Raw genomic sequence first — 11,413 nt, 5'->3', positions numbered from 1 at the left:
TAAGTGTCCTGAAGGGTTGTTCGAGACTAGAACGTTGATAGGCAGGGTGTGTAAGCGTTGTGAGGCGTTGAGCTAACCTGTACTAATTGCCCGTGAGGCTTAACCATACAACACCCAAGGGGTTTTGTTACGGACTCAAAAAGAACATTGAATGTAGTGTAGAACGAAACAGCTTTCCGAATTAAAGAATTTGCTTGGCGACCATAGCGTTGTGGACCCACCTGATTCCTTGCCGAACTCAGAAGTGAAACGCAATAGCGCCGATGGTAGTGTGGGGCTTCCCCATGTGAGAGTAGGACATCGCCAGGCTTTAAATTTAGGAACCACGTGTAAAGACGTGTTTACCGCTGCGGAGCGGTAGTTCAGTTGGTTAGAATACCGGCCTGTCACGCCGGGGGTCGCGGGTTCGAGTCCCGTCCGCTCCGCCACTTATTCAGAGTTTCAGCTCTTAAAAACTGAGACAACAGGGGTGTAGCTCCAATTGGCAGAGCAGCGGATTCCAAATCCGCGTGTTGGGAGTTCGAATCTCTCCACCCCTGCCATCATTCGAAAGCCTCAGCAGAAATGCTGGGGCTTTTTTGCGTCTGTAACTTTTGTGTTTTCAGTTGGTTCCGGGGTATTGGTTCGCGGTGCGTGGGCGCTTCGCTTCGTGGTACGAGGGGATATGGTGGTGCTATGGTGCTATGGTGCTATGGTGCTATGGTGCTATGGTGTTCCACCAGTCTCTGTTGCAAGCTCTCCACAGAACCACAGAACCACTGGTTAAGCATATAGAAAGCCGGCCCGGGAATACCCCGGGCCGGGAAGAAGCGCAGTAAGGAGGTTACTGCTGAGTGACCGCTATCTGTTTCGAGCTGCTGTCAAAGGTGATTCGGTAAGTGGCGTAGTCGCTGACCTGATAGTCTGCCGCCGGGTAAGACTCTGTCCAGTTTCCGTCGTCTATCTTAAAGCGTGCTGGGCTTTCCTCGCCGTTAAAGCTTTGCACGGTATAGTAGAGTCCGCTGTCTGCATCGTAATCCAGTTTGCTTGTCTGCCACCCGTTCGGTGTTCCGCGGAAATACCAGTTTTCGTCTCCCTGATTATTGTTTCCGCTCAGGCAGTTCGTAAGGGCAATCCAGCTGCCGTTGCTGAAGCAGAGTGCGCCGGCCTGGGCAGTCAGGTCATCGCTCTGGTTCGCACCCTGATCGCTGAAGATGATGTTCAGGCTGCTCAGTCCGGTGGCGAAGTCATGACAATAGTAGCCATCCTGCTCTGTCAGGGCGACGCCTGGCCAGGTCGCATTGGCCACCGTGGTCTCTGCGCTGACATTCCAGTAGTAAAGCGTCGGTTCAGAGTAGCTGGCGGCATTGTCGTAACAGACTTTGCTTTCACCGACAGGCTGAGGCTCATCATCTTTGATGGTGAAACCACACTCCTGCAGTGTTTTCCAGCTGCCACCCTGATAACAGCCAGATCCGGTGCTGGTCAGATCGGCACCCTGGTCAGTACCGCTGTCGCTGAAGATGACATTCAGTCCGGTCAGCTCAGTGCCCATGTCGTGACAGTAGAAACCACCGTTCTTATACATTGAAGGGCCTGGCCAGGTTGCATTTTCAACTGCTCCGGCAGGCGTGGCGCTCCAGTAGTAGATGGACGGAGAACTGAAACCGGCAGCATTGTCATAACAGATTTCAGTTGCAGCGACAGGCTGGGTCTCATCGATATCACAGTCTGTACAAGGGCAGTCGTCTCCGGTGCAGGGATTATCAACAATAGCACCGACGTGAATAGCGGCTGCGTTGTCGCCGGAAACCCGGAAGTCAGCTTTTCCGCCACTGACGGTGATCGTCACCGGGCCTTTGGCATCACCAGCATCGGTGCAGGCACCGGTAGCTTCGTTAAAGTCCGCTTCGATGATGTTGCAGTAAACTCCGTCAGGCATACCCGTATCGAGTTGTGTGCTCAGCGTGCTGCCATAGCGTTTGTTGATCACCACAAAACCTTTACCGCCACGGCCGAAAGCGATCTGGTCATTACCGTTCAGCCACCAGTCGGTGATGCGCCACTGTTCGGCGGTATGGTTCCTGAATGCCACCATATTGGCGATACCACGCCACTTGTGCTCACATACCCAGCTGCCGCCGTTAAAGCCACAGGCATTGCCGCTGTGCACTCCGGAAGCCGGAGGGCCGGCGTCAAAATCGCCGTTGAAGTAGTAGCCGGACATGATTTTCGGGTAGCCGTAGGGATAGGCGAGCATAAAGATGTTCGCCAGGAAGTAACCGTCTCCGGATACGCCATGCCAGATGGGGCCATTTGGATTATGGCGCTCTTCATCATGGTTGGTCACAAAGGTGACGGCATCGGCGCTGCCGAGTTCCATGTTGCTGTCCAGATCTTTCAGCCAGGCGATGTTGCTGTCGCGAAATGCCGGACCCAGTTTGCGGGCAAAGCCAAACTCAGTAACGTCACCATTGTAGGTGTATTCGGTCGGACGAACGGGTTCTCCATTGCCTTCGATCACTTCCTGGAAGATATAAGGCGAGCCGTTCAGTTTGGATTTAATCGCAGCGATATCACCGGCAGGGATATGTTTGGCGGCGTCAATACGAAAACCGGCGACGCCCATGCTAATCGCATCATTCATATAGTCTGCGATTTTCTGGCGTACATATTCCGATTCGGTCGCCAGATCGTTCAGGCCGGACAGGTCGCAGTTTTGTACCTGCCAGCGGTTGGAGTAGTCGATATTACTGGTGCAGTTGTGGAAGTCGTTCCCGCCGTAAGGGACCTCCGGAAAGCTGCGGTTCCAGGCCGCCATGTGGTTGATAACGGCATCCAGATAGATATCAACGCCTGCTGCTTTACAGCGTTGCACCATGCTTTTGAACTGCTCACGGTTGCCACTGCGGCTTTCAAAGACGTAGCTGACGGGCTGGTAGCGTGTCCACCACTGTCCGCCATCTATGGTTTTGTTTGGCGGGGAGACTTGCACAGCGGCAAAGCCTTTTGGCCCGAGAAATGTTTCACACTCGGTAGCGATATCATCCCACCCCCATTCAAACAGGTGAACAAATGCCGTTCGTGGTGTTGCCTGAGCCTGAGCGATTGCACCCAGGCCGATTCCCGCAACCATCACTGCGGTGGAAAAAGGTCTAGCTAATTTCATATTTACGATCCTGTAAAAGTTGTTAGCGCTTCTTCTTGCTTTGGTGCTGCTGAGGGGGGAAATGCTGTTTGTTTTATTGAGTGGCTATTTTGACAGCGGTGTAATTATCAGGGCGTGAAATCTCACCAGCAACGCTTAATTTATGCAATCGGCAGCACACTCACACAGTGTGCACGCTGTACTGTAACCGTGCTGGTCGGGAGTTGACCCAGGTCTCTGAGTGGGTAACTGATGTGCTTCAGTACGCCAATTTAAGGCGTCAGCACAATCTGTGATCCTGACCTTCAAAATCGGCCGGTTTTTGCTATTCTTAGCTGTGAATTTAATCAGGAGTCAAACTATGCCTCACTTACGTTTTCGTGCTGTTGAAGCACAAACCGTGAAAACCCTGTCAAAGCCGCTTATTGATGATCTTCAGCCTCTGATGGATTGTCCGCGTGAAGACTTCACTTTTGAACATGTTCACACTACTTTCTTTCATGAAGGTGAAGTGAGCGAGGCTTATCCGTTTGTGGAAGTGCTGTGGTTTAACCGCGGTCAGGAAACCCAGGATAAGGTCGCTGAAGTTATTACCGGGCAGGTTCGTTCGGTGATTGGCCGGGATCTGGATGTAGCGGTGATCTTCACAGCGCTTAATCCGTCAGAGTACTACGACAACGGCCAGCACTACTGATAAACAGAGGAGGAGATGATGAACCGGTGGATACTGCTGAGCTGTTTATTCGGGACATTTTCTCTTTCTGCGACGCCCTGGGAGAAGCTTCAGCAGCCCTCTTCCGGGGAGGCTGCCGCGATAGGCAGTTATGCTAATGGCTGCCTGTCCGGTGCGGCTTCTCTGCCTCTTAATGGGCCGGGCTATCAGGTGATCCGAAGTGAGCGTGGTCGTTATTACGCCCACCCGGATACTGTTGGTTACGTTGAGAAGCTGGCCTGGAATGTGTCTCAGCAATTGGGAGTGTCTCTGCTGGTCGGTGATCTTTCCCTTCCTCAGGGCGGGCTGTTTTCTTCCGGTCACTCCAGTCACCAGACCGGGCTGGATATCGATATCTGGCTGCGCCTGACGGATAAGCCACTGGCCGGAGCCGAACTCTCAAAACCTTCTCCCCTCAGCATGGTTGACCTCAACCGCTATCGTCTTACCGGCAAAAACTGGACAAAGCAGCACTTTGAGCTGATCAAAATGGCTGCCGGTTATCCGGAGGTTGCGAGGATCTTTGTTCATCCTGTGATCAAGCAGCAGTTGTGTGACAGCGAAAGCAGCAGTGATCGTCGCTGGCTTCGAAAAGTGCGTCCCTGGTGGGGGCACCACTACCACATGCACGTCAGGCTGGATTGCCCTCAGGGAAGTCAGTACTGTAAGCCTCAGGCTTCGCCACCTCCGGGAGATGGCTGTGGTGCAGAGTTGGCGAGCTGGCGGCCGCAGCCAAAGCCGAAAAGTGTCAGTAAAAAACCGGCAAAGAAAAAGAAGCCAAAGGTGATGCCGCAGCAGTGTCAGGTTCTGCTGGAGCAGAGTGTGGCAGATACAAAAACGCCACCTTCCGGTGGCGCTTAGCGGGGTTTCTCAGGCAAGGCCTTGGATCACAACGAATTTTTCCAGCAGTTCTTCTTCAGTTTCAACATGCTGCGGGTCGGTGATGATGCACTTGGTTATAGGACAGACCGACTGACAGGTAGGCGCATCGTAATGGCCTTTACACTCGGTGCAGAGGTTTGGGTCAATCTGGTAGATAGAGTCGCCCATGCTGATCGCGCCGTTCGGGCACTCAGGGTCACACATGTCGCAGTTGATACAAGTGTCAGTAATCAGTAAAGCCATCGGGTTACATACCTCAGCAAGTCACGCGAACGTCCCGTTCTGCCGGTGATTGTGGCTCCGCCACACGCCTGGAAAATTAACAAGGCGCGAAGTGTATCATAACAGCCAGCCCAACGACCAGTGCCTCTGGTCAGGCAACCAGCTGGACAATACTCATCCATACTTTTATGTCATCGTCACTGATGTCACCACTGGTTTTAGACACCATGGAGATAATGTAACACGTCTGCTGATGGGTGAACTCGTGGTCGGTGATGATTGCCCAGCCGCGTACGATAGCGCGGCCCCCGGCACGGTGAATGCAGCCGGCGATCAGTTGGGCACAGACTTCACTGTAAGTCTCGATTTTGTAGATCTCGCTCATAAGCGCCACCTTAGGACTCATACCCGCTCGAAAATCCTGTAGTGTAAAGCATGCATATTTAATACCGTTCTGATGACGTTTTTTTGTCGAAGCGCATGCTGTTGGTGTTAGCCAACTGACGTTGTATAAGCTTATGTTCTAATTATAGAAGCAATTTCTGATTTAGTATGAAATTGTGTGACTATTAATATGAAAATCGTCAGAAAACAAAAAGCGCCTGCAAAATGCGGGCGCTTTTGAAAATGATTTTGCGAAGTGGCAGTTATTTGCCGGTAGGGTTGCGTGTGTCCTGGCCGGCGTTCAGGTTACGCATCAGCAGGGCGTAATCCAGCTCTACATCTTCTGGTACCGGGATAAATACGAAGTGGCCGTTGCCTTTGGCATCGTCAATCACTTCTGATTTACGGTTTTCCATCTGCTCCAGGGTGAAGATAACGTTGCCCTGTGGTGTCATCAGCTCCAGGGTGTCGCCAACAACGAATTTGTTTTTCACTTCCACTTCAGCCAGCTCGCCGCGGCGCTTACCGGTGAATTCACCGACAAACTGCTGGGCGTCAGACACAGAGTAGCCGTAGTCGTAGTTCTGGTAGCTGTCGTGGGTGTGGCGGCGCAGGAAGCCTTCGGTGTAACCACGGTGAGCCAGGCTCTCCAGGGTAGTCATCAGGCTTTCATCGAATGGTTTGCCCGCTACTGCATCATCGATCGCTTTACGGTAAACCTGAGCGGTACGCGCACAGTAGTAGAACGACTTGGTACGGCCTTCGATCTTCAGCGAGTGCACGCCCATTTTGGTCAGACGCTCAACGTGCTGGATAGCGCGCAGGTCTTTGGAGTTCATGATGTAGGTGCCGTGCTCATCTTCAAACGCCGCCATTTTTTCTTCCGGGCGGTGGCTTTCAGACAGCAGAACCACTTCATCGGTAGGCTTGCCACGGCCAATGGTGGTTTCCGGGCGCTCATCCTGCACTTCAACAGTCTGAGCTTCTGGTTCGTATTTCTCTACGATCTGGCCGGCGTCGTTCTCTTTGCCCTGCTCAACTTTGTATTCCCAGCGACAGGCGTTGGTGCAGGTGCCCTGGTTAGGGTCACGCTTGTTGATGTAGCCGGAAAGCAGGCAGCGGCCGGAGTAGGCCATGCACAGTGCGCCGTGGACAAAGACTTCGATTTCGGTTTCCGGACACTGCTGGCGGATCTCTTCGATCTCTTCCAGAGACAGTTCACGGGAAACGATAACCCGCTCAACACCATTTGCCGCCCAGAACTTAACGGTCGCCCAGTTTACCGCGTTCGCCTGTACTGACAGGTGAATCGGCATTTCAGGGAATGCTTCACGAACCATCATGATAAGGCCTGGGTCAGACATGATCAGCGCGTCCGGGCCCATTTCAACCACAGGTTTCAGGTCTCGGATAAAGGTTTTCAGCTTGGAGTTGTGCGGCTGGATGTTACATACCACGTACAGCTTCTTGCCAAGGGCATGAGCTTCATCGATACCGATTTTCAGGTTCTCGTGGTTGAACTCGTTGTTACGCACACGCAGGCTGTAGCGTGGCTGACCAGCGTATACCGCGTCGGCACCGTAGGCGAACGCGTAGCGCATGTTCTTCAGGCTGCCGGCTGGCGATAATAGTTCTGGTACAAATGGGGTTTGGGTTGTCATTGCTTCATTCTCTTATATCTGATCACAAGTCAGGCCGGTCCCACCTGATGGGAGCGGGTCGGGGATTTTACGCCAAATAGCGTCAAGATGCGAGTGTCAGAGAAAGACGGAGAAGAGAAGCGGGGCGGGAGATAAGAACAGGCGGCACGAAGCCGCCTGACAGAGATTACTGCTCAGCGTGTGGCAGACCGCCCAGCGCCTGGTACAGATCCGGCAGCAGGGCGCTGACTTCACCGCACATCAGGGAGAAGTCGGCGTCGAAACGGGCCGCCTGATCTTCACGTGGAATGTCTTCGTTCTGATCTTTCAGTTCATCGCTGAATTTCAGGCGCTTGATGCTGCCGTCTTCAGCCAGGATGAACTCAATACGGTCCTGCCAGTTCAGGGCCAGTTTGGTCACCACCTTGTTGGCTTCGATATGAGACAGGATCTCTTCCGCGCTCAGCTCCTGCTTCTTACAGCGGATGATACCGCCTTCTTCCATGACTGATTTCAGCTCGGCTTCATCGAGCAGGGTAAAGCCGGTTGGGGTATTGCCGCTTTTCACCCACTCGGTCAGGGTGTTTTCTACTGCCTGCTCAGGAATGGCAGGAACGACCGGCAGGCTGCCCATGGTTTTACGCAGCAGAGCCAGTACGTCTTCGGCTTTCTTAAAGCTGCTGGCATCGACCAGGATAAAGCCGTCTTTTGGCAGGATCAGTACCTGAGTGGTGCTGCTGCGGCTGAACGCACGTGGCAGCAGATCGATGATGATCTCTTCTTTCAGGGTGTCTTTCTCTTTCTTCTTAAGAGGACGCCCTTCCTGTGCTTCCATCGCATCCACTTTGGCACCCAGAGACTCTTTGATCACTGACGCCGGCAGCATTTTTTCTTCTTTCTTTGCGCACAGCAGAATGCGGTTTTCAGATACGTGGGTCATCATGTCCCCGTGCCGGCCCATTGCCGTGGTCCAGCCAAACTTCTGTTTGTCCTGACTGCCACAAGGGGTGAAGCTGAACTCCTGCAGCTGCTCTTCCAGTTTGTCTGCATTAAACTCGATGTCTCGGTTAAAGCGGTAAACCAGGCAATTCTTAAACCACATATCGCTACTCTTAATCTGAATTATTAAAGGCAGAATAATAGGGGATCTGGTGGGCAGATGCCTAGTGCACAGCTAAAAAAAGCCGATGAATGCCCCGAGAAAGTTCTGTGAATAATTGTTTTCAAAGGTCACAAAAGTGTCATAATTGAATACGATAATGCTTGCGTAGACTCACACTAAAGGTAATTCAATTATGTCTAGAAGGATTCTGGTGGTTGAAGACGAAGCGCCAATCAGGGAGATGTTGTGCTTTGTTCTCGAACAGAAAGGTTATCAGGCTGTAGAAGCGGAAGATTACGACACCGGCATCAGCAAGCTGTGCGAACCTTACCCGGATCTGATCCTGCTGGACTGGATGCTGCCTGGCGGCTCCGGTATCAACTTTATCAAACACCTGAAACGTGAAGAGCTGACCCGCAATATTCCTGTGGTCATGCTGACCGCACGTGGTGAAGAAGAAGACAAGGTTCGTGGCCTGGAAGCCGGTGCCGATGATTACATTACCAAACCTTTTTCACCGAAAGAGCTGGTGGCGCGTCTGAAAGCGGTGATCCGCCGGGTGACACCAACTGCACTGGAAGAGGTGATCGATGTGCAGGGCCTGAAACTGGATCCTGTCTCTCACCGTGTAATGGCCAATGACGCTCCGGTAGATATGGGCCCGACCGAGTTTAAGATGCTGCACTTCTTTATGACGCATCAGGAGCGGGTTTACAGCCGCGAGCAGCTGCTGAACAACGTCTGGGGCACCAATGTGTACGTGGAAGACCGTACCGTTGACGTACATATCCGTCGCCTGCGCAAAGCGCTGGAAGGTGCCGGACACGATAAGTTAATCCAGACCGTACGTGGTGCCGGTTACCGCTTCTCAACCCGTGCTTAACGGAGGCTTTCCGCAAATTCGATGATTGAGCGATTAACCTGGAAGAGGCTGGCGTGGTCGCTGGCTTTTTTCTACACCCCATGGGTCGCCTGTGGGATCATCTTCGATGTACTGCCGTGGACACTGTTGATCGCCACGGCTTTGCAGCTTTTCTGGCAACTGCATAACCAGGTACGCCTTTCGACCTGGCTGTGGGACGACAAGCGCCTGACGCCGCCATCCGGCAGCAGTCAGTGGGAATCGCTGTTTAACGGTATCTACCGCATTCAGCAGCGCCAGCGTAAAAAGCGCAAAGAGCTGACTAATCTTATCCGCCGTTTCCGTAACGGTGCTGAATCCCTGCCCGATGCGGTAGTGGTGTTCCGTGCTGAAGGGAACATCGTCTGGTGTAACAAACTGGCTCAGCATCTGCTTGGATTCCGCTGGCCGGATGACGCCGGACAACCCATCTCCAACCTTATCCGTACCCCGGACTTCATCAAGTATCTGGCCAAAGGCAACTTCTCCGACCCGCTTGAGATGCACTCTCCGCTGAACGTTGAACGTATGCTGGAACTGCGTATCGTGCCTTATACCGAAGGTGAACACCTGATGGTGGTGCGTGACGTGACTCAGCTGAAACAGCTGGAGGGGATGAGACGTAACTTCTTCGCCAACGTCTCCCACGAGCTGCGCACTCCGATGACGGTACTGCAGGGCTACATGGAGATGACCGAAGACCCGGATATGCTGGTGGGTCCGATGTGGACCAAAGCGCACGGTGTGATGACCGAGCAGCTTAACCGGATGAACAGCCTGGTGAACCAGCTGCTGACCCTGTCGAAGATTGAAGCGTCGCCGAACCATGACCTTGAAGAGGTGGTGAACATTCCGGCTATGCTTGAGGTTCTGGAGAAAGAGGCCGCGACGCTGAGCGGCGAAAACCGGCACCAGCTGGTGTTTGATATTGACCATTCGCTGAAAACTTATGGCGATGAAGACCAGCTGCGCAGCGCGATTTCCAACCTGGTGTATAACGCGGTGAAATACACGCCGCCAGAGGCGACAGTCACCGTGCGCTGGAGCGAGACTCCGGAAGGGGCACTCCTGTCGGTGGAGGATACCGGCGAAGGTATCGAGCCACAGCATATTCACCGCCTGACTGAGCGATTCTACCGGGTTGACCGGGCCCGCTCGCGGGAAACCGGTGGCAGTGGCCTGGGGCTGGCGATTGTGAAGCACGCCCTGACTCACCATGACTCTCATCTGGATATCGAGAGTGAAGTCGGCAAAGGCAGCCGTTTCTCCTTTGTTCTGCCCAAACGTCTGGTGGTGCGATGATCCGCTGGTGGCTGGTGCTGAGCCTTCTGTTATCGCCTCTCGCTCAGGCCCGCCCCGGGCATGAGGATTATCAGAGTGTGGGACGGATTTCCGGGAACCTCTCTTCGATGGGCTCTGATACGTTTGGCAGCCTGGTCACGCTTTGGGCAGAAGCATTTACCCGCCATTATCCCACCGTGAATATGCAGGTGCAGGCTACCGGCTCATCCGCTGCTGCGCCGGCTCTTACCGAAGGGACCGCACAAATCGGCCCGATGAGCCGCCCGATGCGTGCCCGGGAAGTTGAAGCTTTTGAGCGCCGGCATGGTTATAAGCCTGTCGAGCTGAAAGTGGCCATCGATGCCATCGGTATTTTTGTTCATAAAGATAATCCGATAAAAGGGCTGAATTTCAGCCAGATAGACAGCATTTTTTCGGTCACCCTGCGCTGCGGAGCCAGCCAGCCGGTGACGAGATGGCAGCAGCTTGGTGTGGAGCAGAGCTGGGGAGAGCGGCGCATGCAGCTGTTCGGGCGTAACTCGGTATCCGGCACTTATGGCTTTTTCAAGCAGGTTGCCCTGTGTAACGGGGATTTTCGCCGCAACGTTAATGAGCAGCCGGGCTCGGCATCTGTGGTTCAGTCGGTGGCGTCATCGGTTAACTCTGTCGGCTATTCCGGGATAGGGTTTCGCGTCTCAGACGCCAAACTGCTGCCAATCGCGGCAGAGGGCGATGACTACATTGAACCAACCAAAGCCAACGTAATTTCCGGTGCCTATCCGCTCTCGCGTTATCTGTATATTTACATCAACAAACACCCGGTGAAACCACTCAGTAAGCTGGAAGCGGAGTTCCTGCGTTTTGTTTTTTCCGCTGACGGGCAGAAGCTGGTGGAAAGGGAAGGCTATGTGCCGGTTTCATCTGAGCTTGCCCGCCGGGAGCTGGCAAAAGTAGGGTTGTAACAGAAGGCATAAAAAGAACAGTGAGGCCGTTGGTTTCAGATAGTTGATACCGTTCAGTTTTCCCGGAGACTTATGTCGCACTGCGTCAAGGCAGCACAATATTACAGGGACGCATAGATACAATCCCTGTAGCTCGAACCTGCCATCCCTGGCAGGAACGCCCTGAAATATCGCACTACCTTGTCGCTTTCAGCTTTAAC

The 11,413-nt window shown here is 53.4% G+C and carries 10 protein-coding genes, 2 tRNA genes and 2 rRNA genes; 9 read left to right on the top strand and 5 right to left on the bottom strand.

Annotated features, from left to right (window positions below; translation table 11 throughout):
- The 4 genes from ACVB80_RS03660 to ACVB80_RS03645 all read left to right on the top strand — a co-directional run.
- A 23S ribosomal RNA gene (locus ACVB80_RS03660) occupies nucleotides 1-107 on the top strand; the annotation flags it as partial.
- Nucleotides 108-193: 86 nt separating this feature from the next.
- A 5S ribosomal RNA gene (rrf, locus tag ACVB80_RS03655) occupies nucleotides 194-309 on the top strand.
- A 42-nt stretch (nucleotides 310-351) separates the two neighbouring features.
- Nucleotides 352-428 (top strand) — tRNA-Asp (locus tag ACVB80_RS03650).
- A 37-nt stretch (nucleotides 429-465) separates the two neighbouring features.
- Nucleotides 466-542 (top strand) — tRNA-Trp (locus tag ACVB80_RS03645).
- A 281-nt stretch (nucleotides 543-823) separates the two neighbouring features.
- Here ACVB80_RS03645 and ACVB80_RS03640 read toward each other — a convergent pair.
- Complete coding sequence (locus ACVB80_RS03640; protein WP_481079897.1) at nucleotides 824-3,148, bottom strand: starch-binding protein; 2,325 nt, start codon at nucleotides 3,146-3,148, stop codon at nucleotides 824-826.
- A 340-nt stretch (nucleotides 3,149-3,488) separates the two neighbouring features.
- Here ACVB80_RS03640 and ACVB80_RS03635 point away from each other — a divergent pair, with 340 nt between their 5' ends.
- Nucleotides 3,489-3,821, top strand: a complete 333-nt coding sequence (locus tag ACVB80_RS03635) for a DUF1904 domain-containing protein (protein WP_481079896.1) — start codon at nucleotides 3,489-3,491, stop codon at nucleotides 3,819-3,821.
- 18 nt (nucleotides 3,822-3,839) lie between these two features.
- Complete coding sequence (mepA, locus tag ACVB80_RS03630; protein WP_481079895.1) at nucleotides 3,840-4,700, top strand: penicillin-insensitive murein endopeptidase; 861 nt, start codon at nucleotides 3,840-3,842, stop codon at nucleotides 4,698-4,700.
- Nucleotides 4,701-4,709: 9 nt separating this feature from the next.
- On the opposite strand, the gene ACVB80_RS03625 is transcribed toward mepA, so the two are convergent.
- The 4 genes from ACVB80_RS03625 to rdgC all read right to left on the bottom strand — a co-directional run bounded on the left by ACVB80_RS03625 (nucleotide 4,710) and on the right by rdgC (nucleotide 8,069).
- Nucleotides 4,710-4,964 carry a YfhL family 4Fe-4S dicluster ferredoxin gene (locus ACVB80_RS03625; RefSeq protein WP_481079894.1) on the bottom strand — a complete coding sequence of 85 codons (255 nt, stop codon included), beginning with the start codon at nucleotides 4,962-4,964 and terminating at the stop codon, nucleotides 4,710-4,712.
- A gap of 130 nt (nucleotides 4,965-5,094) precedes the next feature.
- On the bottom strand, nucleotides 5,095-5,328 hold the full coding sequence (locus ACVB80_RS03620) for a hypothetical protein (RefSeq protein ID WP_481079893.1): 234 nt from the start codon (nucleotides 5,326-5,328) through the stop codon (nucleotides 5,095-5,097).
- A gap of 262 nt (nucleotides 5,329-5,590) precedes the next feature.
- Nucleotides 5,591-6,988, bottom strand: a complete 1,398-nt coding sequence (gene trhP, locus ACVB80_RS03615; RefSeq protein ID WP_481079892.1) for a prephenate-dependent tRNA uridine(34) hydroxylase TrhP — start codon at nucleotides 6,986-6,988, stop codon at nucleotides 5,591-5,593.
- Nucleotides 6,989-7,154: 166 nt separating this feature from the next.
- Complete coding sequence (gene rdgC, locus ACVB80_RS03610; protein WP_481079891.1) at nucleotides 7,155-8,069, bottom strand: recombination-associated protein RdgC; 915 nt, start codon at nucleotides 8,067-8,069, stop codon at nucleotides 7,155-7,157.
- A 193-nt stretch (nucleotides 8,070-8,262) separates the two neighbouring features.
- Here rdgC and phoB point away from each other — a divergent pair, with 193 nt between their 5' ends.
- The 3 genes from phoB to ACVB80_RS03595 are packed head-to-tail and all read left to right on the top strand — an operon-like array spanning nucleotide 8,263 to nucleotide 11,213.
- Entirely contained in the window at nucleotides 8,263-8,952 is a 690-nt protein-coding gene (phoB, locus tag ACVB80_RS03605; RefSeq protein WP_481079890.1) for a phosphate regulon transcriptional regulator PhoB, read from the top strand.
- A gap of 21 nt (nucleotides 8,953-8,973) precedes the next feature.
- A complete protein-coding gene (gene phoR, locus ACVB80_RS03600) occupies nucleotides 8,974-10,272 on the top strand; it encodes a phosphate regulon sensor histidine kinase PhoR (RefSeq protein ID WP_481079889.1) in 1,299 nt (432 codons plus the stop codon).
- The gene (locus ACVB80_RS03595; RefSeq protein WP_481079888.1) at nucleotides 10,269-11,213 is read left to right on the top strand and encodes a PstS family phosphate ABC transporter substrate-binding protein; all 945 of its coding nucleotides are present in this window, start codon (nucleotides 10,269-10,271) and stop codon (nucleotides 11,211-11,213) included. Before phoR ends, ACVB80_RS03595 begins: the two co-directional genes overlap by 4 nt.
- Nucleotides 11,214-11,413 lie beyond the last annotated feature (200 nt).

The sequence above is a fragment of the Vibrio sp. 9-16B-A1 genome, from assembly GCF_056726165.1.
The sequence above is the reverse complement of the archived record's forward strand: the minus strand, read 5'-3'. Positions and strand labels throughout refer to the sequence as shown.